The sequence below is a fragment of the Pelomonas cellulosilytica genome (genome assembly GCF_021353265.1).
Taxonomy (GTDB): Bacteria; Pseudomonadota; Gammaproteobacteria; order Burkholderiales; family Burkholderiaceae_C; genus Pelomonas; species Pelomonas cellulosilytica.
Genome location: NZ_JAJTWU010000003.1, coordinates 246,426 through 273,141 on the forward strand (window position 1 = coordinate 246,426; position 26,716 = coordinate 273,141).

18 protein-coding genes are annotated in these 26,716 nt (G+C 67.7%); 9 read left to right on the forward strand and 9 right to left on the reverse strand.

The window, feature by feature from the left end; all coding sequences use genetic code 11:
• Positions 1–11: 11 nt before the first annotated feature.
• The 3 genes from fdxH to apbC all read right to left on the reverse strand — a co-directional run bounded on the left by fdxH (position 12) and on the right by apbC (position 5,288).
• Positions 12–926: a formate dehydrogenase subunit beta gene (gene fdxH / locus LXT13_RS08615; RefSeq protein ID WP_233371455.1), complete on the reverse strand. Its 915-nt coding sequence runs from the start codon at positions 924–926 to the stop codon at positions 12–14.
• A gap of 2 nt (positions 927–928) precedes the next feature.
• Positions 929–4,000: a formate dehydrogenase-N subunit alpha gene (gene fdnG / locus LXT13_RS08620; protein WP_233371457.1), complete on the reverse strand. Its 3,072-nt coding sequence runs from the start codon at positions 3,998–4,000 to the stop codon at positions 929–931.
• A 193-nt stretch (positions 4,001–4,193) separates the two neighbouring features.
• A complete protein-coding gene (gene apbC, locus LXT13_RS08625; RefSeq protein WP_233371458.1) occupies positions 4,194–5,288 on the reverse strand; it encodes an iron-sulfur cluster carrier protein ApbC in 1,095 nt (364 codons plus the stop codon).
• Positions 5,289–5,400: 112 nt separating this feature from the next.
• On the opposite strand from apbC, the gene LXT13_RS08630 reads away from it, so the two are divergent.
• The 3 genes from LXT13_RS08630 to LXT13_RS08640 all read left to right on the forward strand — a co-directional run bounded on the left by LXT13_RS08630 (position 5,401) and on the right by LXT13_RS08640 (position 9,085).
• On the forward strand, positions 5,401–6,291 hold the full coding sequence (locus tag LXT13_RS08630) for a DUF3034 family protein (protein WP_233371460.1): 891 nt from the start codon (positions 5,401–5,403) through the stop codon (positions 6,289–6,291).
• 9 nt (positions 6,292–6,300) lie between these two features.
• The gene (locus LXT13_RS08635; RefSeq protein WP_233371462.1) at positions 6,301–6,750 is read left to right on the forward strand and encodes a group I truncated hemoglobin; all 450 of its coding nucleotides are present in this window, start codon (positions 6,301–6,303) and stop codon (positions 6,748–6,750) included.
• A gap of 85 nt (positions 6,751–6,835) precedes the next feature.
• The gene (locus tag LXT13_RS08640) at positions 6,836–9,085 is read left to right on the forward strand and encodes a TonB-dependent receptor plug domain-containing protein (RefSeq protein ID WP_233371464.1); all 2,250 of its coding nucleotides are present in this window, start codon (positions 6,836–6,838) and stop codon (positions 9,083–9,085) included.
• Positions 9,086–9,103: 18 nt separating this feature from the next.
• Here LXT13_RS08640 and LXT13_RS08645 read toward each other — a convergent pair whose 3' ends face one another.
• Together LXT13_RS08645 and LXT13_RS08650 are read right to left on the reverse strand one after the other, a co-directional pair.
• Positions 9,104–11,026 (reverse strand): bifunctional diguanylate cyclase/phosphodiesterase, encoded by a 1,923-nt coding sequence (locus tag LXT13_RS08645; RefSeq protein WP_233371466.1) that lies wholly within the window; start codon positions 11,024–11,026, stop codon positions 9,104–9,106.
• A gap of 22 nt (positions 11,027–11,048) precedes the next feature.
• Positions 11,049–11,657, reverse strand: a complete 609-nt coding sequence (locus tag LXT13_RS08650; RefSeq protein WP_233371467.1) for a transglutaminase-like cysteine peptidase — start codon at positions 11,655–11,657, stop codon at positions 11,049–11,051.
• Positions 11,658–11,795: 138 nt separating this feature from the next.
• On the opposite strand from LXT13_RS08650, the gene LXT13_RS08655 reads away from it, so the two are divergent.
• Together LXT13_RS08655 and LXT13_RS08660 are read left to right on the forward strand one after the other, a co-directional pair.
• Positions 11,796–12,692, forward strand: coding sequence for an HDOD domain-containing protein (locus tag LXT13_RS08655; protein WP_233371468.1), 897 nt, complete (start codon positions 11,796–11,798; stop codon positions 12,690–12,692).
• Entirely contained in the window at positions 12,689–13,267 is a 579-nt protein-coding gene (locus LXT13_RS08660; RefSeq protein WP_233371469.1) for a hypothetical protein, read from the forward strand. The genes LXT13_RS08655 and LXT13_RS08660 overlap by 4 nt, the downstream gene beginning before the upstream one ends.
• Before the next feature lie 4 nt (positions 13,268–13,271).
• Here LXT13_RS08660 and LXT13_RS08665 read toward each other — a convergent pair whose 3' ends face one another.
• The 4 genes from LXT13_RS08665 to aceE are packed head-to-tail and all read right to left on the reverse strand — an operon-like array spanning position 13,272 to position 20,357.
• Positions 13,272–14,135 carry a BPSS1187 family protein gene (locus tag LXT13_RS08665; protein ID WP_233371472.1) on the reverse strand — a complete coding sequence of 288 codons (864 nt, stop codon included), beginning with the start codon at positions 14,133–14,135 and terminating at the stop codon, positions 13,272–13,274.
• A gap of 8 nt (positions 14,136–14,143) precedes the next feature.
• Positions 14,144–15,961, reverse strand: a complete 1,818-nt coding sequence (gene lpdA, locus LXT13_RS08670; protein WP_255719351.1) for a dihydrolipoyl dehydrogenase — start codon at positions 15,959–15,961, stop codon at positions 14,144–14,146.
• A 15-nt stretch (positions 15,962–15,976) separates the two neighbouring features.
• A complete protein-coding gene (gene aceF, locus LXT13_RS08685) occupies positions 15,977–17,629 on the reverse strand; it encodes a dihydrolipoyllysine-residue acetyltransferase (RefSeq protein ID WP_233371473.1) in 1,653 nt (550 codons plus the stop codon).
• A 19-nt stretch (positions 17,630–17,648) separates the two neighbouring features.
• Positions 17,649–20,357: a pyruvate dehydrogenase (acetyl-transferring), homodimeric type gene (gene aceE, locus LXT13_RS08690; protein WP_233371475.1), complete on the reverse strand. Its 2,709-nt coding sequence runs from the start codon at positions 20,355–20,357 to the stop codon at positions 17,649–17,651.
• Between the two features lie 190 nt (positions 20,358–20,547).
• Between aceE and LXT13_RS08695 the strand changes: the two genes are divergently transcribed.
• Genes LXT13_RS08695 through LXT13_RS08710 form a run of 4 tightly spaced genes read left to right on the forward strand, consistent with a single transcriptional unit; the run spans position 20,548 to position 26,669 of the window.
• Positions 20,548–23,139, forward strand: coding sequence for a PAS domain S-box protein (locus tag LXT13_RS08695; protein ID WP_233371476.1), 2,592 nt, complete (start codon positions 20,548–20,550; stop codon positions 23,137–23,139).
• Complete coding sequence (locus tag LXT13_RS08700) at positions 23,136–23,759, forward strand: response regulator transcription factor (protein ID WP_233371477.1); 624 nt, start codon at positions 23,136–23,138, stop codon at positions 23,757–23,759. The genes LXT13_RS08695 and LXT13_RS08700 overlap by 4 nt, the downstream gene beginning before the upstream one ends.
• Positions 23,760–23,818: 59 nt before the next feature.
• Positions 23,819–24,679: a bifunctional methylenetetrahydrofolate dehydrogenase/methenyltetrahydrofolate cyclohydrolase FolD gene (folD, locus tag LXT13_RS08705; RefSeq protein WP_233371478.1), complete on the forward strand. Its 861-nt coding sequence runs from the start codon at positions 23,819–23,821 to the stop codon at positions 24,677–24,679.
• A gap of 1 nt (position 24,680) precedes the next feature.
• The gene (locus LXT13_RS08710) at positions 24,681–26,669 is read left to right on the forward strand and encodes a M3 family metallopeptidase (RefSeq protein WP_233371479.1); all 1,989 of its coding nucleotides are present in this window, start codon (positions 24,681–24,683) and stop codon (positions 26,667–26,669) included.
• Positions 26,670–26,716: the final 47 nt, after the last annotated feature.

The window sequence follows — 26,716 nt, forward strand, 5'->3', positions numbered from 1 at the left end:
GTGGGCTCCCTTCAGGCGGTGGGATGGTCAGCGTCGTCGCGGGCGAGGTTGCGATCCGACTTGGGATCGTCCGGGTCCTCGACAGGGCCGACGCGGGTGTAGTGGAAGAAACCGGCAATGGCCGCGCCGATCATGGCCGCCACAGCCAGCGGCTTGGCCGCGCCCTTCCAAAGCGAGACCAGTGGGCTGATCTTGGGCTCGGCGGGCAGGCCGTGATAGAGCTCGGGCTTGTCGGCATGCTGCAGCACGTAGACGACGTGCGTGCCGCCCACGCCGGGCGGGTCGTACACGCCCGCGTTGGCATAGCCGCGGTCCTTCAGATCGGTCACGCGCTCGGCGCCGTAGTCGAGCATGTCCTCCTTGGTGCCGAAGCGGATCGCGCCCGTCGGGCAGGCTTTGGCGCAGGCCGGCTCCAGGCCCACGCCGACGCGGTCGGAGCACAGGCTGCACTTGTAGGCCTTGTTGTCAACCTTGCTCAGCCGTGGCACGTCGAAGGGGCAGCCCGTCACGCAGTTGCCGCAGCCGACGCAGTGCTCGGAGATGAAGTCCACGATGCCGTTCGTGTATTTGACGATGGCGCCGGGGGCCGGGCAGCTCTTCAGGCAGCCCGGGTCCTCGCAGTGCATGCAGCCGTCCTTGCGGATCAGCCATTCCAGCTTGCCCTGCTCCACCTCCACCTCAGAGTAGCGCATGACCGTCCAGCTCTGTGGCGTCAGGTCGCGCGGGTTGTCGTAGGTGCCGTGGTTCTCGCCGACTTCGTCACGCAAGTCGTTCCACTGCATGCAGGCCACCTGACAGGCCTTGCAGCCGATGCAGGAGGACACGTCGATGAGCTTGGCGACCTCGGCGACGTGCCGACGCGCCTCGGGCGGCTGGGTGGTGGTGGCCGAGCGCTTGGCGATGTCGAGGGATTGGAGTGAGGACATGGTCAAGCCTTCTCAAGGTTCACGGTGAAGCTCTTGAACTCGGGGGTCTGCGTGTTGGCGTCGCCCACGAAGGGGGTCAGTGTGTTCACGAGATAGCCCGGCTTGGCCACGCCGACAAAGCCCCAGTGGTTGGGCAGGCCGACCGTGTGCACGCGCTTGCCGTCCACGTCCAGCGACGCGATGCGCTTGGTCACGACGGCCACGGCCTTGATGAAGCCGCGGTTGCTGCTCACCTTGACCCAGTCGCCGTTCGCAATGCCCTTCTCCTTGGCCAGTTCCTCGCCGATCTCGACGAACTGCTGCGGCTGAACCACCGCCGACGTGAGCACGTTCTTTGTCCAGTAGTGGAAGTGCTCGGTCAGCCGGTAGCTGGTAGCGACGTACGGGAAGTCCTTGGGCTTGCCGAAGGCCTCCAGGTCACCCTTGAACACGCGCGCGGCCGGATTGCTCTTCGCCTTGGCATTGTTCGGGTGCATGGGGTTGACGGCCAGCGGTGACTCGAAGGGCTCGTAGTGCTCGGGCAGCGGGCCGTCCACCATGCCGCTGGGCGCGAACAGCCGGGCCACGCCCTCAGACGTCATGATGAAGGGCCGTACCGCGTCCGCGTCCGTCGGGTTGGCGTCGGGGCGGATGTCGGGTACGTCAGAGCCGCCCCATTTCTCGCCGTTCCAGGCCACCAGCTTGCGCTTGCCGTTCCAGGGCTTGCCGTTGGTGTCGCAGGACGCCGCGTTGTAGAGCACGCGGCGGTTGGCCGGCCAGGCCCAGGCCCAGTTCAGCGTCTGGCCGATGCCGTACGGGTCGCTGTTGTCGCGGCGGGCCATCTGGTTGCCGGCCTGTGTCCAGGCGCCGGCGTAGATCCAGCAGCCGGAGGACGTGCTGCCGTCGTCGCGCAGCAAGCCGAAGCCGCTGAGCTGCTCGCCCGCCTTGGCCAGGACCTTGGTCGGGTCCTTGGGGTCGGTCACGTCGGCCAGCGCCTTGCCGTTGTACTCCTTGGCCAGCTCTTCGGCCGAGGGGTTGGTTGGCTGCAGGTAGGGCCAGCTGAGATTGACGATGGGGTCGGGGAAGGCGCCGCCCTCCTTCGCGTACAGCGCCCGCATGCGCGTGAACAGCTCGGCGACGATCTCCGGGTCGCCCTTGGCCTCGCCCGGGGGCTCGGCGCCCTTCCAGTGCCACTGCAGCCAGCGGCCGGAGTTCGTCAGCGAGCCGTCTTCCTCCGCGAAGCAGGTGCTGGGGAAGCGGAAGACCGTCGTCTTGATGTCCTCGCTCTTCACGTCGTGGTGCTCGCCGTGGTTCTTCCAGAACTCGGCGGTCTCGGTGTTGAGCGGGTCGATGATGACCAGGAACTTCAGCTTGCTGAGGCCGTCGACGATCTTCTTCTTGTTCGGGAAGCTGCCCACCGGGTTGAAGCCCTGGCAGATGTAGCCGTTGAGCTTGCCCTGGTTCATCAGCTCGAACGTCTGCAGCACGTCGTAAGCCTTGTCCCATTTCGGCAGGTAGTGGAAGGCCCAGTCGTTCTCGGCTGTCGCGGCCTTGCCCCACCAGGCCTTCTGCTGGCTCACGAAGAACTTCGGATAGTTCTGCCAGAAGCTCATCTGGCCTGGGCGCAGCGGTTTGAGCGCCCGGGTCTTGTAGTAGGTCTCCAGGTCCTGCTCGCTGTCGCGGGCCAGGCTCATATAGCCGGTCAACGACGTGGACAGCAGCCCCAGGTCGGTCAGGCCCTGGATGTTGCTGTGGCCGCGCAGCGCGTTCATGCCGCCACCGGGCAGGCCGATGTTGCCCAGCAGCAGCTGCATGATCGCGCCGGTCCGGATGATCTGCGAGCCCTGGCTGTGCTGCGTCCAGCCGAGCGCGTACATGATCGTCATGACCTTGTTTGGCCGCGACGTCTCCGCAATCATTTCGCAGACCTTCAGGAACTTGTCCTGCGGCGTACCAGTGATCTTGCTGACCTGCTCGGGCGTGTAGCGCGAATAGTGCGCCTTCATGATGTTGAGCACGCAGCGCGGATGCTCGAGCGTCGGGTCGACCTTGGCAAAGCCCTTGTCGTCCAGCTCGTAGCCCCAGCTCTTGTTGTCGTAGCGGCGCTTGGCCTCGTCGTAGCCGCTGAACAAGCCGTCCTGGAACTGGTAGGCCTCGCCGACGATGAAGCTGGCGTTGGTGTAGTTCTTGACGTACTCCGTCTGGATCTTGTTGTGCGTCAGCAGGTAGTTGATGACACCGCCCAGGAAGGCGATATCAGACCCCGCACGGATGGGCGCGTAGTAGTCGCTCATCGCGGCCGAGCGCGTGAAGCGCGGGTCCACGACGATGAGACGGGCCTTGTTGTGGTGCTTGGCTTCGATGACCCACTTGAAACCGCAAGGGTGGGCCTCGGCGGCGTTGCCGCCCATGATGAGCACGAGGTCTGCGTTCTTGATGTCCACCCAGTGGTTGGTCATCGCGCCGCGGCCGAACGTCGGGGCCAGACTGGCCACCGTCGGGCCGTGTCAAACACGTGCCTGGTTGTCGAATGCAAGCATCCCCATCGAGCGCATCGCCTTGTGGGTGATGTAGCCCGATTCGTTGGAAGAAGCGCTGGCGCACAGCATGCCGGTCGTGAGCCAGCGGTTGACGGGCTTGCCGTCGGCGTTGGTCGTCTGGAAGTTGGCGTCGCGATCGGCCTTCATCAGCTTGACGAGGCGGTCCATCGCCTCGTCCCAGCTGACCCGCTTCCACTCCGTGGCACCGGGCTCGCGGATCTCCGGGTACTTCAGCCGGTTGGGGCTGTGCACGAAGTCCAGCAGGCCGGCACCCTTGGGGCAAAGCGTGCCGCGATTGACCGGATGGTCCGGGTCACCCTCGATGTGGATGATGCTGGACGTGACGTTCTTCGCCTTGTCGCCCAGGCTGTACATGATGATGCCGCAGCCCACCGAGCAGTAGGGGCAGGTGTTGCGGGTCTCGGTCGCCCGGGAGAGCTTGAAGTTGCGCGTCTCGGCCAGGGCCGCCGTCGGCGAGAAGCCCAAGGCCACAAGGCTGGACGCTGCCAGCCCCGCACCGCTCACCCGGAAGAATTGCCTCCGGTTCATATCCATAGGAGTTGTCTCCTGAGGCTTCCGCCTCTCGTCGCTAGGGTAGGAATGCGCCGGCCCGCGGCAGCAGCTTTTGGATTTCTCCACAATCTAGAGGACATGTCCAATAGGTTTTGGCCCACTGGCCAATAGCGTAGCAATTCGCTGGTCGTCAGCGAAACGTCAGTGTCTGCCGCGCCGGTCCTCGGGTCTCGATTCAGGTGGACTTCGAGATCGAGATCGTCGGGAATTTCGAGGAATAGTCCCGGGATTGGGCCGCAATCTTGGCAGCCACCTTGCGCGCCAGTGCCTTGTAGATGCCGGCCACGTCGCTGTCGGGTTCGGCCGCGACCGTGGGCGTGCCGGAGTCAGCCTGGGCGCGGATGCTCATCGCCAGCGGCAGCGACGCCAGCAGCTCCGTGCCGTACTGCGCGGCCATCTTCTGGCCGCCCTCGGCGCCGAAGATGTGTTCAGCATGGCCGCAGTTCGAGCAGACGTGCACGGCCATGTTCTCGACGATGCCGAGGATGGGAATGCCCACCTTCTCGAACATCTTCAGGCCCTTCTTGGCGTCGATGAGCGCGATGTCCTGCGGCGTCGTGACGATGACGGCGCCCGTCACCGGCACGCGCTGCGAAAGCGTGAGCTGGATATCACCGGTGCCGGGTGGCAGGTCGATGACGAGGTAGTCCAGCTCCTGCCAGCGCGTCTGGCGCAGCAGCTGCTCCAGCGCCTGCGTGGCCATGGGGCCGCGCCAGATCATGGCTTGGTCGTCCTCGACGAGGAAACCGATGGAATTGACCTGCAGACCGTGGGCGATGTGCGGCTCCATCGTCTGCCCGTCCAGGCTGTCGGGGCGGCCGCTGGTGCCCAGCATCAGCGGCTGGCTGGGACCGTAGATGTCGGCATCGAGCACGCCCACGCGTGCGCCCTCAGCCTGCAGCGCCAGCGCCAGGTTGGCCGCCGTCGTGCTCTTGCCAACGCCGCCCTTGCCCGAGGCGACCGCGATGATGTTCTTGACGCCCGGCAGCAACTGCACACCCCGCTGCACCGCGTGGGCGATGACGCGGGTGGCGATGGCGACGCTGACGTTGCCCATGCCCGGCAGCGCGCGGGCTGCGGTGATGACGGCGGCGCGCAGCGCCGCATGCTGGCTGGCCGCGGGGTAGCCCAGCTCAATGTCGATGGCGACGTCGGCGCCATCGAACCTGACTGCCTTGATCGCCTTGGCCTCGCCAAGCGTGCGGCCACTGCCAGGGTCCACGACGGCTTGCAGCAGTGGTTGGAGCTGGGCTTCGGAAATGGCGGTCATGGAAGGAATCGCGTCTCAAAATTCACGGCCGGCAGTCTAGCCGTCGAGGCATGAGCATCCGGCCATCAGGGTTGTGCGTAGAGTGCGACGCTCCCTTCGCGCGCCTACGCCAATGCCACGTGCCGCCCTGCTGCTCACCGCCGCCCTGCTCGCTTTGCCGGCCTGGGCGGGCTCGGGCAAGCTGCTGTTGACCGGCGGCGTCTCCAGCATCGACGGTGCGGCCGGCGGCGGGCTGACGCCGTGGGCGCTGACCGGCAGCTACGCCACGAGCGGCGAGGCAGGCGCCACCGCCTTCGCGACGCGTGTGCAGACGCGCGATTACGGCCTGCGCATCCTCGGCGCCGCGGTGTCGATGGACGACCGCGTGGAGTTCAGCATCGCGCGACAGGACCTGGACACCGGCGACAACCTCGAGCCGCTCGGCCTGCCCGGCCTGCACCTGAAGCTGGACATCCTCGCCGTGAAGGCGAGGCTATGGGGCGACGCCGTGCTGGACAGCGACTCGCTGCTGCCGCAACTTGCGATCGGGCTCGAGCGCAAGAGGACCCACGCCGGCGCGCTGGGCCTCACGCTGCGGGGCCCGCTGGGCGCGAGGGACACCGGCACGGACCTCTACGTCAGCGCGACCAAGCTGTTTCTGGCGCCGGGCGTGCTCGCCAACCTCACGGTGCGCGTCACCCGCGCCAACCAGAACGGTCTGCTCGGCTTCGGCGGCGCCGAGGGCCGTGGCAGGCGAGCGCTGCCGGAGGTGTCGCTCGTCAAGCTGCTGGCCAAGGGGCTGGCCGTGGGCGTGGAGTTCCGCGCCAAGCCGGACAACCTCGACGGGTCCGTACTCGGAACCGGGGCGCTGAAGGAAGACAACTGGCGCGACCTGTTCGTCGCCTGGGCGCCCACCAAGCATGTGTCGCTGACGGCCGCATGGGTGGACCTGGGCCGCATCGCGCCGGCGGTCCAGCCGCGTCGGCAGAGCGGCGGCTATCTGTCGATCCAGTTCGCGTTGTAGGAGCCCGCCATGCGCCCGACCGCCATCGCCGCCCCGCTGCTGGCCTACTGCACCGCCTGCGCGCAGACGCCGCCGACCGACGACAGTCTTTATCGGGCCTGGGGCGGCGAGGCCGGCATCCGCGCCGTCATGGAGGACTTCGTGCCGCGGCTGTTCACCGACCCTCGCACGGCGCGGTTCTTCGAGCGCGTGGACCGCAACAACCTCGTCGCACGGCTGACCGAACAGCTATGCAAGGAGGCCGGCGGACCCTGCGCCTACACCGGCGCGGCTATGAAGCCGGTGCACGCGGACCTGGGCATCGGCAAGCGCGACTTCAATGCATTGGTCGAGATCCTCCAGCAGGCCATGGACGCTCGCGGCATTCCGTTCCCGGCGCAGAACCGCATGCTGGCGCGGCTGGCGCCGATGCACCGCCAAATCATCACGCCGGTGAGCGATTCACAGCAGCACCCGTAAAGAAGTTTTGCGTTAACCGGCGGGCCACAAGACCACGTCGGCAGCATGGCAAGCTGCCGGCATGTGCTTCCCCCGACTGCTTCCCATGACCGCTGCGCTGGCGGTCGGCGGCCTGGCCGGCGCCTGCCTGGCCCAGAACGCGCCCACGCCGCCCGACGCCGCCGCATCCGCTCCGGCCCGGCCGAACCGGCCCGCGAGGGACGCCGCGCCGGTGCCGGCTGACCCCAAGGCCGCCGCTCAGCTCAAGCGTGTGGAGATCAACGGCACTGCGAGCGACGAATCCATCCGCCGGGCGTCCACGGCCAGCAAGATCGTCATCAGCCGCGAGGAGATCGATAAGTTCGGCGACTCCACCGTCGGCGAGGTGCTCAAGCGGCTGCCGGGCGTGACGACCGGCGGCCGGCCGGGGCGCGGCGGGGACATCCGCATGCGCGGCATGGGCAGCGGCTACACGCAGATCCTCGTCAATGGCGAGCGCATGCCGCCCGGCTTCGCGCTGGACCAGTTGCCGCCAGAGCAGGTCGAGCGGATCGAGGTGCTGCGCGCGCCCACCGCCGAATACGGCGCACGTGCGATGGCCGGCACGATCAACATCGTGCTGCGCGAGGCGCTGAAGAAGAAGGCCAACGAGTTCCGCGCGGGCGTCAACGTCGAGCGCGGCAAGGCGAACCCGGACGTCAGCTGGAGCCGGAACGACGTCTTCGGCGACGGCAACGCCTACCACCTCGGCATCAACGCGATGCGCGGCGAGCGCATCGACAACGTCATCAACGACGTCGACACACACACGGTCGCGACGAACGGCGACGTGCTGCAGTCCACCCGCGGCATCAGCCGCGACACGCGCGAGGCGCTCAACCTCAACGGCCGCGTGCAGCTCAAGCTGGGCGGCGGTGACAGCCTATCGCTGATGCCCTTCGTCGTGGCCAACAAGAGCAGCAGCCAGTCGTCGGTCGCGCGCACGACGACGCCTGGCCCGGCTCTGGACTTTGACCAGGTCGACACGACCGGCGACAACCGCTTCACGATGGCCCGGCTGATGGGTCAGTACCAGAGCCGCCTGGGCAGCAACACGCGGCTGGAGCTGCGCACCGGCGTCGGTGGTGCCAGCGGCGACAGCCACAGTCGGCGGCAGGAGCGCCTGGCCGGCAAGGACAGTCGACTGCAGGAAGACACGACCGACAGCCGCGACCGCAACTGGAGCGCTGCCGCCAAGCTGTCCCACAGCCTGGAGAGCGAACACAGCCTCGTGTTCGGCCTGGAGGGCGAAGGCACCCGCCGCGACCAGAACCGCGTCACACTCGTCAACGGCCTGCCACAAGCCGGGCTGGGCGATTTCGGCGACGACCTGGACGCATCCTCCACCCGCTTTGCCGCCTATGCGCAGGACGAGTGGGCCACGGGCAAGCAATGGGATTTCTACGCCGGCCTGCGCTGGGAAGGCATCCGCACGAAGAGCAGCGCCGCCAACTACGCCGCCAGCAACAGCTCGGCCGTGCTGACGCCGCTGGCCCATGCACGCTACAAGCTCGACCCCAGCGGCAAGGAGGCCATCCGTGCCAGCCTCACGCGCAGCTACCGCAGCCCGCAACTGCAGGACCTCATCGCGCGCCCGAGCATCAACAGTGCCGTTCCGCACCAGGCCAACACCCCCGACCGCGCTGGCAACCCGGACCTGAAGCCGGAGTTGGCCACCGGCTTCGAGATCGGCTACGAGAAGTACCTCAGTAAGGGCGGCCTGCTCAGCGCCAACTTCTTCGCCCGCCGCATCAGCGACCTGATGCGCAACGTGACGAGCCTCGAGACCGTCTCCTGGAGCGCGACGCCGCGCTGGGTCTCGCGGCCGCGCAACATCGGCAAGGCCAGCACCGCCGGCCTTGAGCTGGAGGCCAAGTTCCGCCTCGACGAATACTTCGCCGATGCGCTGCCGATCAGCATCCGCAGCAACGTCAGCTTCTTCACGTCCAAGGTCGAGGGCATTCCGGGCCCTAACAACCGGCTGGACGCCCAGCCCAAGAGCACGGCCAACCTCGGCTTCGACTACCGGCTGCGCTCGATGCCGCTGTCGATCGGCGCGTCGCTGAACTGGACGCCGTCCACTGTCATCCAGCAGACGCTGACGACCGAAGCCCAGACCAGCCGCAAGGCCGTCACCGACGCCTTCGCGATGTGGAACTTCACGCCGGAGCAGTCGTTGCGGCTGTCGGCCAGCAACCTTACGGCACTGGACTATTTCAGCGGGAGCGTCATCAGCACCGGCGACCAGCTCATCACCAGCACCAGCGGCGGCCCAAGCTACACGATGTGGCAGCTGCGCTGGGAGATGAAGATCTGACGCCCGCCGGGCCGGGCGTCATGCGCCCGGCGCGAGCGTGACCCATGGCCCGGTCAGGCCGTCCAGATCGCAGTCCCACAGCGCCTGCGCGTCCAAGCCGTCGATGACACCCTCGCCATAGACCTGCAGCGACAGGCTGCGCAGCATGATGACCATGCCGCGCACGAACGCGGCCCGGCCAGCCTCGCCGGCGACACCCAGCAGCACGGAGGCGTCGAGCTTCACGTAGTCCAGGCCCGCCTGGTAGAGCCGCTCCACATGCGCCAGGCCGGCGCCGGCATGCTCCAGGCCCACCTTCACGCCCAGCGGACGCAGCTGGCGCCCCAGCTCCAGCAGGCGGTCGAAATGCTCGGTGGCAGCGGCCTCCGCCAGGTCCAGCAGCAGGTGGCGCGAAGCCTGCGGCGCGCCGGCCAGCAGGTCGCGCAGCTGCGGCAGGAAGCCGGCATCGCCCAGCGAGGCTGGAGCGACGTTGATGCAGCGCGGCTGACCGTCCGCCGACGAGGCCCGAAGCGCCAGCCCCACCGCGAAGAGGTCGAGCTGAGCCGTCAGCCGCGCTCGCAGGGCCAGCGGCAGCCACACCGAGGCGGTCGCCGGCTCGCCGTCCAGTTCCAGTTGCAGCGGGCACTCCAGGTGCAGCAGCCGGCCCGCGCGGTCACGCACCGGGTACTCGGCGAGCCGGCCGCGCCGATCGGCAACGGCCTCCTGCAACTCGGTGCGCCAGCGGCCCTCACCCTGCGCGCGGCCCACGCCCGGCGCCGCGACGATCTCCAGAACGAAGCCGCCGCGCGATTCTCCCAGGTGCTCGGCCCGCGCCAGCGCGGCATCGGCCTCGCCCAGCCAGACGCTGCTGGGCTGGTCGCGCGGCAGCTCGATGGCCCCGAGCGCCACCTGCACGCCCGGGCCGAAGGCCGGCAGACTGGCACGCAACGCATCGGCCAGCGCATGGGCCGTCTCGGCGGCCACGCCCTGCGCGGGCAGCCACAGCGCGAAGTCGGCACCGTTGAGGCGGCCGACACGGCAGCCGGCGACGGACTCCGGATAGGCGCGCAGCGCGGTGACCACCGTCTGCAGCACATCGTCCACCGCACCGCGCCCCAGCCGCTGGTTGAGGCCGGCCAGGTCGCGCAGCCGAACGAGCACGAGGCCGGCCACCGCCGGACCGTCGTCGCGCAGCAAGGCGGCTTCAAGCTCGGCCAGGAAGTGGGCCCGCGTCGACACACCGGTCAGCGGGTCGTGGTGCACCTGCTCGCGCAGCACGAGGAGCTGGCTGGCCTGGGCCTCGAACAACTCTCGCACGCGCTGCACCATGGCGTTCATCGCACGGGTGAGGCGCTGCAGCTCGGGCACACGCGGCTCGCTCACGAGGCCGTAGCTGCCCGCCAGCACGCCCTCGGCCTGGGCCACGGCGGCATCGAGCGGGCGGCGGATGCGCCGCAACCCGACCCAGGCCACGGCCAGCGCGACGGCGCCCACGACCAGCAGCCAGGCCAGCAGCTGGCGCGTGGCCAGCCACAGCGCATCGTGCGCGTAGCTGGACTGGCTCTTCAACTCGACCGAGCCGATGGCGTTCCAGCCGCTGGACACCTGGGCCACGCCGGCCGGCACATCGATGGCCACGAACTGGACGAACCAGGCTGGCGCCTGCCCGGGCCGGGCGCCGCCGGCACGCTCGAACATGGTGCGCCCCTGCGCATCACGCCAGCGGACGAACTCGTAGGCGCCGGTGTCGAACTGTGCCGAGACGAGCAGGCGGATCAGCTCGCCGTCCCCATGCTGCTGGGATAGCGCCAGGGCAAGCGCCTGGGCGTTGTCGGCGTTCTTCAGCTCCAGCTGCGTCTGCATCAGCTGCCGGGCCGACAGCGTCGACACGCCGACCGCGCCCACCAGCGCGGCCAGCACCACGCCCAGCACGAGCCAGGCGATCTGACGCATCAACGACATGTCGCTCCCCTCATCTTCAGTCTCACAAGAAGCCCTCTGCGCGAGCTTTGGCCACCAGGTCCCGCCACAGCGACAAGCGTGCCAGCGGATCGCCCGCCTGCACCGCCCCCACGCCCTGCCATAAACCCTCGGTATTGAAGCTGAACACGGGCGTGAGGTCCGGCCGCTGGGATGCGGGCAGGACCTCGGGCCGCAGGTTGTCGAGGATCAGCGGCTCGGCGCCCGGCTGGGCATAGTAGGCCAGCACCATGTGTGCCAGCGACTGTCCGTCCAGCCGAGCCCTGACGTACACCATGCGCAGCCGCGCTGTCGGCACGCCGCTGGCGGCCAGGCTGAAGTACTTGGCCGCCGCGTAGTCCTCGCAGTCGCCGGCGCGTTTGTCCAGCCCCTCCAGCGGCGAGGCCCAGTAGTCCGGCACGCCCCAGGTGACCGTATCGTCCCTGAAGGCCAGGCGCCGGTTGAAGAACTCGTTGACGTCTCGCAGCCGCAGGGACTCCTCTTCCGTGCCACTGCGCTCGATCAGCTGCACGAGCGCCTGGGCCTGCTCCGCAACGCGGGGGCCGCGACGCGCGGCGGCCTCCAGCACGCGGCTGGCGTCATAGGCCGCGGCGGCCAGCCAGGGCAGCACCATGAGCGCCACCAGCCACCAGCGGCGCCGGCTCGGAGCGGCAAGACAGGTCGTGGAAATGGGCAAGATTGACGGCGCTCAGCGTTCAATTCACTGTACCCGCGCGCCCTGCGGTGCCAGGGCCTCTAAGATTTTCGAATCATGCAGAACCCGGCACCTTCCCACGCCAGCCCGAGCCGTACGCAACGGATCCGGGACGACATCGACCAGTCCCGGCGCCGCGGCCCGTTGCAGCACATCCAGATCCCACCCTGCCCGGAACTGCTGGTGCAGTTGCAGAAGGCACTGGCCGAGCCAGAGCCCGACCTCACCGCGGTCAGCCGCATCGCCTCCAGCGATGTGGCCATGGCCGCGACGCTGCTGCGCGTGGCCAACGGCCCGCTGTTCAAGCCCGTGGGCCATCCTTGCGTCACCGTAGGTCAGGCCATGACGCGCATCGGCCTGAACGAGAGCGTGGCCGTGATGACCGGCTTCCTCGCCCGCCATGCGATCACCGCGAACGCGCCGCAGCTGTCGCGTTTCTGGGAGCGCAGCACCAAGCGGGCCATCGCGATGGCGACGATCGCGCGCGAGCTGCCGGGCCTGTCGCCCGACCTGGCGCACAGCTTCGGCCTGTTCCTACATGTGGGCATGCCGGTGCTGCTGCAGAGCGTGCGCGGCTATGCGTCGACGATGGTGGAGGCCGGCGCACGCATTGACCGGCCCTTCATCGCGACGGAAAACGCCAATCACAAGACCGACCATGCCGTCGTCGGCGCCCTCGTCGTGCGCGTGTGGAACCTGGCCCCCACGCTGATGACGGCCATCCGGCTGCACCACGACTACACCGCGCTGGGTCACGCCGACATCGACCCCGAGATCCACACGCTGATCGCCGTGGGCCTGATTGCCGAGCACCTGATGCGCCGCAATGAGGGCCTGCCCGAGGATGCCGACTGGGCGAGCCATCACCAGGCGGCGATGGACTGGCTGCACATCGGCCAGGAGGAACTGGCCCACTGGGAAGAAGCCGTCATCACGCAGTTCGACGCTGCGTGATCCCGCCGATGCGGCTGCCGCGGCTGCGCGCGCTGGTGCTGGCCGTCATGGTGCTGGGCACCGCCGCCGCGCTGGCGTGGTGGATCTTCGGTCCGTCGGGTGTCGCCGTAGAGCTCACCCGCCGCACGTGGCGCATGGAGATCCTCGTCGAGCGGCTGCGTGCCGAGACCGGCTCGGACTGGTGCGACGAGCTGCCGGAAGGCGCTTTCGACATCACCCGCCGCGTCATGGCCGACCCGAAAGGCCGGCGCGCCGAGCCCGGCGAGCATTGCCGCTACACCGTGCTGGCCTGGAGACGCAGCTGGATCGTCAAGAGCGAAGGCGGCCCCGCCGACCGCCCCGACTGGCCGCGCCCGCCGCTGCGCATGGCGCCGCCGGGCCAGCCGGGCAGCGAACGGCTGGGCCGGCGCGAGGCGTTCTACGAGGTCGAGCTGCGTGACCGGGCGGACCACGCGTGGGTCTGCCGCGTGACGCCGGAGCGCTGGGCCGAATTGCGCGAGGGCATGCGATTTCGCATCCCGGTAGACCGCTTCGGCACCGCAGACTGCCCACGCATGTACCCGTCACGCATCTGAACTCTCAAGGCTGGGGCTTGAGCGAGTCGAGCATGGCCCGCCACAGCGGTGCGTAAGACGGGTTGACGATGCCGTCGCCATGCGGCTGGCGCGCGACGACGGGCAGGTCCAGCGCATGCACCTGCATGGGCGGTATAGCGAGCGCGGCATACACGTCGGCCAGCAGGTCAGCCTGCGCCTCGCGGACGTTGTAGGTGGCCTGCCAACGGGCTGGCGGCGTGGCGCTGGGCAGCCGATACCAGCGGGCCGGCGCGCCGTTCGGCTCGCGGTCCCAACCGCCGGAAAACATCATGACACCCGCCACGGCCCGCGTCTTCGCCAGGTAGGCCGCCATGCCGCCGCCCTGGGACTGGCCGGCCAGCACGATGCGGCTCCAGCGAGGCTCGTCGCCGTCGAGGTAGCTCGCCCACTGGCCTTCGGGATCCTGCGCGGCGAGGTACCTCAACAGCCTCGTGAGGCGCGGCACGATCGCATCCTCCGGGCGGTCTGCGATCGGCGCCGACGGGGCATCACCCCAGACGCGCTGCTGGCGGAAGGCGGCCGCGCAGGCCGGGTGGGCACGCAGCCGGGGGCCGACGCAAACCTGCGACACCGCCTCGCCGTCCAGATAGGACAGGCCGACGAGCCGGAAGCCCGCGTCCCGCACCGCCTGGAACAACGCCTTGTGCGCGGCATCCGCGCGACCGTGCGTGCCGGGCAGCCAGACCCACAGCGGCTCTGCGAGCGTGGGGTCGTAGACGACGGTGTGCGGCGGCTCGTCGCCGCCGAGGCGCGCATCCGTCGCCTGCGGCGGCACCGCCACGGCGCGCTGCTCGGCCTGCGCCTGCAGTGCCAGCAGCACCGCCGCGAGCACGAGCAGGCGCCTCATGGCCCGCCCTACTTGCGCTTGGCCGGCGGCACGTCCGTGCAGGAGCCGTGCGCCACTTCCGCGGCCATGCCGAGGCTCTCGCCCAGCGTCGGGTGCGGGTGGATGGTCTTGCCGATGTCCACGGCATCAGCGCCCATCTCGATGGCCAGCGCGATCTCGCCGATCATGTCGCCGGCATGTGTGCCGACGATGCCGCCGCCGATGATGCGGTGGCTTTCCTCGTCGAAGATCAGCTTGGTGAAGCCCTCGTCGCGGCCGTTGGCGATCGCACGACCCGAGGCCGTCCACGGGAACAGGCCCTTGGTGAACTTGATGCCCTTGGCCTTGGCCTCGTCCTCAGTCATGCCCACCCAGGCTACCTCGGGGTCCGTGTAGGCCACGCTCGGGATCACGCGGGCGTCGAACTGGCTCTTGGCGAGCTTGTCGTCGCCCAGCAGTTCACCGGCGATGACCTCCGCCGCCACATGGCCCTCATGCACCGCCTTGTGGGCCAGCATCGGCTGGCCGACGATGTCGCCAATGGCGAACACGCTGGGCACATTGGTACGCATCTGCACGTCGACGGGGATAAAGCCGCGGTCGCCGACGATGACGCCGGCGTTCTCGGCGCCGATCTTCTTGCCGTTGGGCGTGCGGCCTACGGCCTGCAGCACGAGGTCGTAGCGCTGAGGCTCCTTCGGGGCGCCCTCGCCTTCGAAGGTCACGTAGATGCCGTCCGGCTTGGCTTCGGCGGCGACCGTCTTCGTGTTCAACATGATGTTGTCGAAGCGGTTCTGGTTGAACTTCTGCCAGACCTTGACGAGGTCGCGGTCCGCGCCGGTCATCAGCGTGGGCAGCATCTCGACGACGTCCAGACGCGCGCCGAGCGTGGAGTACACCGTGCCCATTTCGAGGCCGATGATGCCGCCGCCGACGATGAGCATCTTCTGCGGCTTGACCTGCATCTCCAGCGCGCCGGTCGAGTCGACGATGCGCGGGTCGTTGGGCAGGAAGGGCAGGCGCACGGCCTGCGAGCCGGCCGCGATGATGAGGCGCTTGAACGCCACGGTCTGCGCCGCGCCGGTCTTGGCCTGGCCGACAGCGCCTTCGGTCGCCTCGACCCTCAGGTGCTGCGCGTCCACAACCGTGCCGACGCCGCGCAGCACGGTCACCTTGCGCATCTTGGCCATGGCAGCAAGGCCGCCGGTCAGCTTGCCGGTGACCTTGTTCTTGTGCGCGCGCAGCTTGTCGATATCCACGGTGGGCTCACCGAAGGCCACGCCGAGGTCGGCCATGTGGCTGACCTCGTCCATCACGGCAGCCACGTGCAGCAGCGCCTTGGACGGGATGCAGCCGACGTTCAGGCACACGCCGCCCAGCGTCGCATAGCGCTCGACCACAGCGACCTTCAGACCGAGGTCGGCGGCGCGGAAGGCAGCCGAGTAGCCGCCGGGGCCGCCGCCGAGGACGACGACATCGAATGCCTGGTCGGCGCTGCCGCTGTAGGTGGCAGCCGCAGGAGCCGCAACCGGTGCCGCTGCAGTCGGGGCAGAGGCAGAGGCAGGGGCCGGTGCAGGCGCTGCCGGAGCGGGCGCCGGCGCGGCTGCACCCGCCGCTTCCAGCGACAGGATGACCGAGCCCTTGCTGACCTTGTCGCCCAGCTTGACCTTGAGCTCCTTGACGACGCCTGCAGACGACGACGGGATCTCCATCGACGCCTTGTCGCTCTCGACGGTGATCAGGCTCTGCTCGACCTTGACGGTGTCGCCAGGCTTGACCAGTACCTCGATGACGCCGACTTCGTCGAAGTCGCCGATGTCGGGAACTTGAACTTCAATGAGTGCCATGAGTTCAGCTCCTTCTTACAGCGCGATCCGACGGAAATCGGCGAGCAGGCTGGCGAAGTAGACGTTGAAGCGCGCGGCCGCGGCGCCGTCGATGACGCGGTGGTCCCAGCTCAAGCTGAGCGGCAGCATCAGGCGCGGCACGAACTGCTTGCCGTCCCACACTGGCTCCATCGAGCTCTTGCACACGCCCATGATCGCCACTTCCGGCGCGTTGATGATGGGTGTGAAGTACTTGCCGCCAATGCCGCCCAGCGACGAAATCGAGAAGCAGCCGCCGGTCATGTCGGCCGGGCCCAACTTGCCGTCGCGCGCCTTCTTGGCCAGCTCGGACATCTCCTGGCTGATCTGGAAGATGCCCTTCTTGTCGGCGTCCTTGATGACGGGCACGACTAGGCCGTTGGGCGTGTCTGCCGCGAAGCCGATGTGGAAGTAGTTCTTGAGGACGAGCGTGTCGCCATCCAGCGAGCTGTTGAACTCGGGGAACTTCTTCAGCGCCGCAACGGCCGCCTTGATCATGAACGCGAGCATCGTGACCTTGATGCCTGCCTTCTCGTTTTCCTTGTTCAGCTGAACGCGGAAGGCTTCGAGCTCAGTGATGTCCGCATCGTCGTGATTCGTCACGTGCGGGATGACGACCCAGTTGCGGTGCAGGTTGGCGCCCGAGATCTTCTTGATGCGGGACAGCTCCTTGCGCTCGACAGGTCCGAACTTCTCGAAGTCAACCTTGGGCCAGGCGAGCACATTCAGGCCGGCACCACCAGCGCCCGCGGCCGCTGCAGGTGCGGCGGCCTTCTGCGCGACGGTCTGGACCTTTCCGCCCATGACGGCCTTGACGAAGCCCTGTACGTCACCCTCGACGATGCGGCCCTTCGCACCGGAGCCCTTGACCTCTTCCAGCGGCACGCCCAGCTCGCGCGCCAGCTTGCGGATGCTGGGCGATGCGTGCGGCAGCTTGCCGGTGGGCGCGGTGGGCTGGTGCGGCGGCAGCGCGGCGGTCGGCACCGTCTTGGACTCGGCAGGCGCAGCCACCGGCGCGGCGGCGGGCGCCGCCTGCGCAGGTGCTGCGGCCGGGACGGCCACGCCGCCGGCGCTCTTCACGCGGGCCAGCGGCGTGCCCTTGCTGACCTTGTCGCCGATCTTGACCAGCAGCTCCTCGACGACACCGGCCGTCGAAGACGGAATTTCCATCGACGCCTTGTCGCTCTCGACGGTGATCAGGCTCTGCTCGACCTTGACGGTGTCGCCGGCCTTCACGAGCAGCTCGATGACGGCCACTTCGTCGAAGTCGCCGATGTCGGGCACTTCGACGGTAACCGACCCGCCCGTCGCAGGCGCGGGTGCGGCAGCAGCAGGCGCCGGCGCGGGAGCCGGTGCAGCAGCGGCCGGCGCAGGTGACGCAGCAGTAGGTGCAGGCGCTGCCGCGGCAGCACCTTCGGCTTCTACCAGCACCACGACGCTGCCTTCGCTGACCTTGTCGCCGACGGCAACCTTGATCTCCTTGACGACGCCGGCCGTCGACGACGGAATCTCCATCGATGCCTTGTCGCTCTCGACGGTGATCAGGCTCTGCTCCACCTTGATGGTGTCGCCGACCTTGACCAGCACCTCGATGACGCCGACCTCGTCGAAATCGCCGATGTCCGGAACCTTGACTTCAACCAATGCCATGTTCTTGTCTCCCCGAGGCTCAGGCGTAGAGCGGGTTGATCTTGTTCGCGTCGATGCCGTACTTCTCGATGGCTTCGGCCACCTTGGACGCGGGAATGGCGCCGTCGTCGGCCAGCGCCTTCAGCGCGGCAATGACGATGTAGTGGCGGTTCACCTCGAAGTGCGCACGCAGCTTGGAGCGGAAGTCCGAACGGCCGAAGCCGTCGGTGCCCAGCACCTTGTACGAGCGACCCTTGGGGATGAAGGCGCGGATCTGCTCCGCGTAGTTCTTCATGTAGTCGGTCGACGCGATGACCGGGCCCTTGGTCTGGCCCAGTTGCTGGGTCACGTACGGCACGCAGGCCAGCTCGGTCGGGTGCAGCAGGTTCCAGCGCTCGGCGTTCTGGCCGTCGCGGGCCAGCTCGTTGAAGCTCGGGCAGCTCCACACGTTGGCACCGATGCCCCAGTCTTCCTCCAGCAGCATCTTGGCGACCTGGCTCTCGCGCAGGATGGTGCCGGAGCCCAGCAGGTTGACGCTGACGGTCTTGGACGCATCGGCCTCTTCCAGCAGGTACATGCCCTTGAGGATCTGTTCCTCGGTGCCGGCCTTCAGGCCCGGCATCGGGTAGTTCTCGTTCAACAGGGTGATGTAGTAGAAGACGTTTTCCTGGTCCTCGACCATGCGCTTCAGGCCGCGCTGCATGATGACGGCGACTTCATGCGCGAAGGTCGGGTCGTAGGAGACACAGTTCGGGATCGTGCCGGCCAGGATGTGGCTGTGGCCGTCCTCATGCTGCAGGCCTTCGCCGTTCAGCGTCGTGCGGCCGGACGTGCCGCCCAGCAGGAAGCCGCGGGCCTGCATGTCGCCGGCGGCCCAGGCCAGGTCGCCGATGCGCTGGAAGCCGAACATCGAGTAGTACACGTAGAACGGCACCATGACGCGGTTGTTGGTCGCGTAGCTCGTCGCTGCGGCAATCCAGCTGGCCATGCCGCCAGCTTCATTGATGCCCTCCTGCAGGATTTGGCCGGCCTTGTCCTCGCGGTAGTACATGACCTGGTCCTTGTCGACCGGCGTGTACTGTTGGCCCGCGGGGTTGTAGATGCCGATCTGGCGGAACAAGCCTTCCATGCCGAAGGTGCGCGCCTCATCGACCAGGATGGGCACCGTGCGCGGCCCGATTTCCTTGTCGCGCAGGAGTGTCGTCAGGAAGCGGACATAAGCCTGGGTCGTCGAGATCTCGCGGCCCTCGGCAGTCGGGTCCAGAACGGCCTGGAACGTCGCGAGTTCCGGCACCTTCAGGCTCTCGTCGCTCTTCGGGCGGCGCTTGGGCAGGTAGCCGCCCAGGGCCTGGCGGCGCTCGTGCAGGTACTTCAGTTCCTGCGAGCCTTCCGGCGGCTGGTAGAACGGCAGCTTGGGCAGATCTTCGTCCGACACCGGGATGTTGAACCGGTCGCGCATCGCGCGGATATCGTCGTCCTGCAGCTTCTTGGTCTGGTGGGCGGTGTTCTTGCCTTCGCCGATCTTGCCCATACCGAAGCCCTTGACGGTCTTCACGAGCAGCACGCTGGGCTGGCCGACGGTGTTGACGGCCTTGTGATAGGCCGCATAGACCTTCTGCGGGTCATGACCGCCACGCTGCAGCCGCCAGATGTCCTCGTCGCTCATCTTGGCCACCATCTCCAGCAGCTTGGGATGCTTGCCGAAGAAGTTCTTGCGGACGAAGGCACCATCGTTGGCCTTCATGGCCTGGTAGTCGCCGTCGACGGTCTCCATCATGACCTTGCGCAGGATCTCTTCCTTGTCCCGGGCCAGCAGCGGATCCCAGTAGGAACCCCAGATGAGCTTGATGACGTTCCAGCCGGCACCGCGGAACTCGCCTTCGAGTTCCTGAATGATCTTGCCGTTGCCGCGCACGGGGCCGTCCAGGCGCTGCAGGTTGCAGTTGACGACGAAGATCAGGTTGTCGAGCTTCTCGCGCGCAGCCAAGCCGATGGCACCCAGCGATTCCGGCTCGTCCATCTCGCCGTCGCCCAGGAACACCCACACCTTGCGCTTGCTCGTGTCCGCGATGCCGCGGGCGTGCAGGTACTTCAGGAAGCGGGCCTGATAGATGGCCATCAAGGGCCCGAGGCCCATGGACACTGTGGGGAACTGCCAGAACTCCGGCATCAGCTTCGGGTGCGGGTAGCTCGACAGGCCCTTGCCGTCGACTTCCTGGCGGAAGTTGAGCAGTTGCTCTTCCGTCAGGCGGCCTTCCATGAAGGCGCGGGCGTAGATGCCGGGGGCGCTGTGGCCCTGGATGTAGAGCAGGTCACCGCCGTGCACGCCGTCGTCGGCATGCCAGAAGTGGTTGAAGCCGCAGCCCAGCATCGTGGCCAGCGAGGCGAACGACGAGATGTGGCCACCCAGATCGCCACCGTCCTCGGGGTTGTGGCGGTTGGCGCGCACGACCATCGCCATCGCGTTCCAGCGCATGTAGGCGCGCAGGCGCTCCTCGATCTCGATGTTGCCGGGGAAGCGCTCTTCCTGCTCCGGCGGAATGGTGTTGACGTAGGCCGTGGTGGCCGAGAACGGCACGTCGATGCCGGCCTGGCGGGCGTGGTCGATCAGCGTCTCGAGCAGGAAGTGAGCACGGTCACCGCCCTCCTCGCCGATGACGGCCGAGAGGGCGTCCAGCCACTCCCTGGTTTCCTGAGGGTCTTGGTCGTTCGCGGCGGCGCCGAGAAACTCTTGCGGCTGGGCTGACATGGCCGGTCTCCTGGTGATTCCGCCTCTACGGGCGGCAGTGGCTATCCAAAGGGCAAAAGTATGGGCAAGACGCGGGCCAGACCCGCGAGCGGGGCGCAGTGTCGCATGAGTTTTCGTGTTTTCCCAAATGGTGCGACTGAGTTTCTTATTGTGAAATTCACCCACTGAACACGCCCCGGATAATCCGCCGATGCCCGCCGATTTCCCTGCCCCCGAGGCCCGCAGCCGCGGCCAGCGACTGCTGATGCCAATGCGCCGGCTCATCACCGGATGGTGGTTCCGCCAGTCTCCATCCCGCCAGGACCGCCTCGCCACGCTGGGCCCGCTGGTCTCGGTGCTGCTGTTCCTGGCGGCCATCATTTCGGCGTTCTGGTACCTGCGCAACGAGGAGATCGAGCGCGAGACCGAATCCGTCAAGCGCGACACCGAAATCGCCCAGCAGCAGATCCGGCTGCGCCTCATCGAGAACCAGGAACAGCTCGTGCGCATCGCGCGCGAGGTCGTCACGCGGCAGATCGATGCGCACGAGTTCTCCGCTCAGGCCCAGGCCTTTGCCCGAGAGCGGCCCGAGCTGACGCACGTCACCTGGCTCAGCGCCCGCCGCGAGCGGCGCAGCAGCGTGGGAGCCGCCGGCTTCCAGGCCGACGGGCTGATGTCGGCCGACAGCGATGACCCGTCGATGCCGCGCCCCAACCAGTCCAATGCGCCGGAAATCGCCTTCGAGGCCGCCAAGGAGCGCCGCCAGCCGGTCTACTCGCCGCCGTTCGCCGACGCCAATGGCAACACCGTCTTCCAGGTCCACATCCCGCTGATCGACCGCGGCGGATTCGCCGGCGTGCTGATCGCCGAGTACACGGTTGAGGCGCTGCTGCGCTATTACGTGCCCAGCGAGGTGGCCACGCGGCACAGCATCGCCGTGCTGGACTCGCGCGACCAGATCGTCAGCAGCACCGTCACGCCCATGCCGGGCCAGGGCCTGCGGCGGGCGTCGCTGCTGCACGACGTGCCGCTGGCGCCGGCTCTCAACGGCCTCGTGCTGCGTGGCCAGGGCTGGCGCACATCCATCGGTCTCATCAACAACGCGCTGTTCTGGCTGGTGCTGGCGCTGGCCGGCATGACGGTTTGGATGCTGCTGGGCACCTGGCGCCACATGCGCCGCCGCACGCAGATCCAGAACGCGCTGACGCTGGAGACCAACTTCCGCCGGGCGATGGAGAACTCCATGCTGACCGGCATGCGCGCTATGGACATGGACACGCGCATCAGCTACGTGAACCCGGCGTTCTGCGCGATGACCGGCTTCTCGGAAGCGGACCTCGTCGGCCGCACGCCGCCCTACCCCTTCTGGCCCACCGACCGGGGCGAAGAGAACGCACGGCTGTTGCAGCAGGAATTGCACGGCCGCAGCCCGTCGGGTGGCGTGGAGTGCAAGATTCAGCGCAAGGATGGCAGCCAGTTCGACGCGCGCGTCTACGTGTCGCCGCTGGTGGACACCAAGGGCAAGCAGACCGGCTGGATGACCTCGATGACCAACATCACCGAGGCCAAGCGTGTGCGTGACCAGCTGTCGGCCTCGCACGAGCGCTTCACGACCGTGCTGGAGGGGCTGGACGCTGCCGTGTCGGTGCTGTCCGTGCAACCGCCGGAGCTGCTGTTTGCCAACCGCAGCTACCGGCTGTGGTTCGGTGCAGACCCGGCCGGCCATGCGCTGCTGGCCGGCGGCCAGCTCAGCGGCACCACCAGCCGGCACGGCGGCCTGGACGATGGCGCCGATGAGGAAGTGGACGACTACTCCGGCCTGCCCGCGGAAGCGCTGACCGACATCGGCGCCGATCCCCGCGAGGTGTATGTCGAGTCGCTGGCCATGTGGTTCGACGTGCGCGCCCGCTACCTGCAGTGGACCGACGGCCGCCTGGCGCAGATGCTGATCGCCACCGACATCACGATGCGCCGCCACGCCGAGGCCCAGGCCGCGCAGCAGGCCGAGAAGGCGCAGGTGACGAGCCGGCTGATGACGATGGGCGAGATGGCCTCCAGCGTCGCCCACGAGCTGAACCAGCCGCTGACGGCCATCACCAACTACTGCAACGGCATGGTCAGCCGCGTCCGCAACGACAGCATTGACAAGGACGCGCTGCTGGCAGCGCTGCAGAAGACGGCCAAGCAGGCCGAGCGGGCGGGCCAGATCATTCACCGCATCCGAAACTTCGTGAAGCGCAGCGAGCCACAGCGCCAGCCAGCGCACGCGGCCGACATCGTGGAGGACGCGGTCGAGCTGGCCGGCATCGAGCTGCGCCGCCGCAACGTGGCCATCCACACCTATGTGGCCCAGCGGTTGCCGCAACTTATGGTGGACCCGATCCTCATCGAGCAGGTGCTGATGAACCTGCTGAAGAACGCCGCCGAAGCCATCGACAACGCTTCGCTGCCCACGTCGCGCCGCCACATCGAGTTGCGCGTCGTGCCCAAGCACAGTGCCGACCAGGGCGGCCTCATCGAGTTCTCGGTGACCGACATGGGGCCGGGCCTGCCGGACGAGGTGCTGGCCCGCATGTACGAGGCCTTCTTCTCGACGAAGGCCGATGGCCTGGGCATCGGATTAGGGTTATGCCGGTCCATCGTCGAGTCGCATCAGGGCCGGATAAAAGCGGAGAACCTTTACAATGGAGCTCTCGTCGTGGGGTGCCGCTTCGCGTTCACGATCCCGGTCACCATCACGTCCGAACACCTGCGCGCAGAACCCGCGGGCAGCGCTCAGCGAACCGAATCCACCACACCATGAGCTTGATCCCGAAGAAGGGCAACGTCTACGTCGTTGACGACGATGAAGCGGTCCGAGACTCCCTGCAATGGCTGCTCGAAGGCAAGGACTACCGGGTCAAATGCTTTGATTCCGCCGAATCGTTCCTGACCCGCTACGACCCGCGCGAGGTCGCCTGCCTTATCGCCGACATCCGCATGGAAGGCATGACGGGTCTGGAACTGCAGGATCGCCTGATCGAGCGCAAGAGCCCGCTGCCCATCGTCTTCATCACCGGCCACGGCGACGTGCCGATGGCCGTGCAGACGATGAAGAAGGGCGCGATGGACTTCATCGAGAAGCCCTTTAAGGAAGAAGAGCTGCTGGCCCTCGTCGAGCGCATGCTGGACCAGGCCCGCGACGCGTTCTCCAGCCACCAGGAAGCCGCCAGCCGCGACGCGCTGCTGGCCCGCCTGACGACGCGCGAGGCCCAGGTGCTGGAGCGCATCGTCGCCGGCCGCCTGAACAAGCAGATCGCCGATGACCTCGGCATCAGCATCAAGACGGTGGAGGCGCACCGCGCCAACATCATGGAGAAGCTCAACGCCAACACGGTGGCCGACCTGCTCAAGATCGCCCTCGGCGCGACGGCAAAGGCCTGATCCACCCAACCGCTCACAGAGGCCGCTGCATGCGGCCTCTTTGCTTTTAGGAGTTTCCAATGACCGCACAACTGATCGACGGCCTCGCCCTCGCCAAGGCCACCCGCGCCGATGTCGCCGCCCGCGCCGCCGCGCTGACCGCACAAGGCCGCCAGCCCGGCCTCGCCGTCATCCTCGTCGGCGACAACCCCGCCAGCCAGGTCTATGTGCGCAACAAGGTCAAGGCCTGCGAAGAAGCTGGCATCCGCTCGGTGCTCGAGAAGTACGAAGCGACGATGACCGAGGCCGAGCTGCTCGCGCGCGTCGATGCACTGAACAACGACCCGATGATCCACGGCATCCTGGTGCAGCTGCCGCTGCCCAAGCACATCGACGACCACAAGGTGATCGAGGCCATCTCGCCCGCCAAGGACGTCGATGGCTTCCACATCGCCAGCGCCGGCGCACTGGTCGTCGGCGAGCCAGGCTTCAAGGCCTGCACGCCCTACGGCTGCATGAAGATGCTGGAGAGCATCGGCATGGGCAATCTGAAGGGCAAACATGCCGTCGTCATCGGCCGCAGCAACATCGTCGGCAAGCCGATGGCGCTGATGCTGCTGGCCGCCAACGCCACCGTCACCGTCTGCCATAGTGGCACGGCCGATCTCGGCGCGATGACGCGCCAGGCCGACGTCATCGTCGCCGCCGTGGGCAAGCGCGACGTGCTGACGGCCGACATGGTCAAGCCCGGCGCCGTCGTCATCGATGTGGGCATGAACCGCAACGACGAGGGCAAGCTGTGCGGCGACGTGGATTTCGACGGCGTCCGACAGGTTGCGGGCTGGATCACCCCGGTGCCGGGTGGGGTTGGCCCGATGACCATTGCCATGCTGCTCGTCAATACGCTTGAATCCGCTGAACGCAGCCTCAAGTCGAATTGATATGACCAACCCCCTGCTCTCCACCGCCGCGCTGCCTGACTTCGCGGCCATTCGCCCCGAGCATGTACAGCCGGCCATCACCGAACTGCTGGCCGCCGCGCAGTCCGCGCTGGACGAAGCCGTCAAGCCCGAGACGCCTGCCGACTACGACACGCTCTCGCGCATCCTCGACACCACCACCGAACGCATGGGAACGGCCTGGCACGCCGTGGGCCACCTGAACGCCGTGGCCGACACGCCGGCGCTGCGCGAGGCCTACAACGCGATGCTGCCGGCCGTCACCGAGTTCAGCACGGCCATGGGCGCCAATGAGGCGCTATTCGCCAAGTACAAGGCCGTCATGGCGGCCCAGGGCTCGTCGCTGAACCCCGCCCGCCAGCAGTTGCTCAAGCACGCCATCCGCGACTTCGTGCTGTCCGGCGCCGAGCTGCAGGGCGAGGCCCGCGAGCGCTATGCGGCCATCCAGGAGCGCAGCGCCGAGCTGCAGCAGCAGTTCAGCGAGCACGTTCTGGACGCGACTGACGGCTGGAGCTACGTCGCCAGCGCCGACGAGCTGGCCGGCGTACCGCAGGATGTGCTCGACGCGACGAAGCTCGACGACGGTGGCCACAAGCTCACGCTGCACTTCCCGGTCTACCTGCCCGTCATGCAGTACGCCGAGAACCGCGCGCTGCGCGAGAAGCTCTACCGCGCCTACGTGACGCGCGCCAGCGAGCAGGGCAAGCCCGAGTGGGACAACACCGCGGCGATGCGCGAGATCGTCGCGCTCCGTCAGGAAGAGGCCAAGCTGCTGGGCTACGCCAGCTTTGCCGAGGTGTCGCTCGCGCCCAAGATGGCCTCCTCGCCGGCCGAGGTGACGACCTTCCTCAGCGACCTGGCCAAGCGCGCCCGCCCCTTTGCCGAGAAGGACCTGGCCGAGCTGCGCGAGTTCGCAAAGGGTCAACCACTGGAAAGCTGGGACGTCTCCTACTGGAGTGAGAAGCTCAAGGAAGCCCGCTACGCCTTCAGCGACCAGACCGTGAAGCAGTACTTCACGGCCACCAAGGTCGTGCCCGGTCTGTTCTCCATCATCGAGCGGCTGTTCGACGTATCCATCACCGAGGCACGGGCTTCGGTCTGGCACGAGACCGTCAAGTTCTACGAGCTCAAGCGCAACGGCCGGCTCGTCGCGCAGTTCTACCTTGACCTCTACGCCCGCCCGGCCAAGCGCCCCGGCGCGTGGATGGACGAAGTGCGCAGCCGCTGGCTCAAGCCCGGCGGCGAGCAGCAGACGCCCGTCGCGCTGCTGACCTGCAACTTCGCGTCGCCCGTTGGCGACAAGCCCGCGCTGCTGACGCACGACGACGTCATCACCCTCTTCCACGAGTTCGGCCACGGCCTGCACCACATGCTGACGCAGGTCAACGACCTGGGCGTGTCCGGCATCTCCGGCGTCGAATGGGACGCCGTCGAGCTGCCCAGCCAGTTCATGGAGAACTTCTGCTGGGAATGGGACGTGCTGCAGCAGCTCAGCGGCCACGTCGACAGCGGCGAGCCCCTGCCACGAGAGCTGTTCGACAAGATGATCGCGGCCAAGAACTTCCAGAGCGGGCTGATGACGCTGCGCCAGATCGAGTTCGCGCTGTTCGACATGCGGCTGCATGCCGAGCCGGGCGCGGAAGCCGATGTGCAGAAGGTACTGGACGACGTGCGCGCCGAGGTCGCCGTGCTGATCCCGCCGAGCTTCAACCGCTTCCAGCACAGCTTCTCGCACATCTTCGCGGGCGGCTACGCGGCCGGTTACTACAGCTACAAGTGGGCCGAGCTGCTGAGCGCCGACGCCTGGAGCGCCTTCGAGGAAGAAGGCGTGTTCAACGCGGCGACCGGCAAGCGCTTCCTGACCGAGGTGCTGGAGCAAGGTGGCGCCCGCGACGCCATCGACAACTTCAAGGCCTTCCGCGGCCGAGAGCCGACCATCGACGCGCTGCTGCGGCACCAGGGCATGGCCTGAGCGAACGCAGCCGCACGTCCAGGGGAGAACCTTGGACAGTCCCCAAG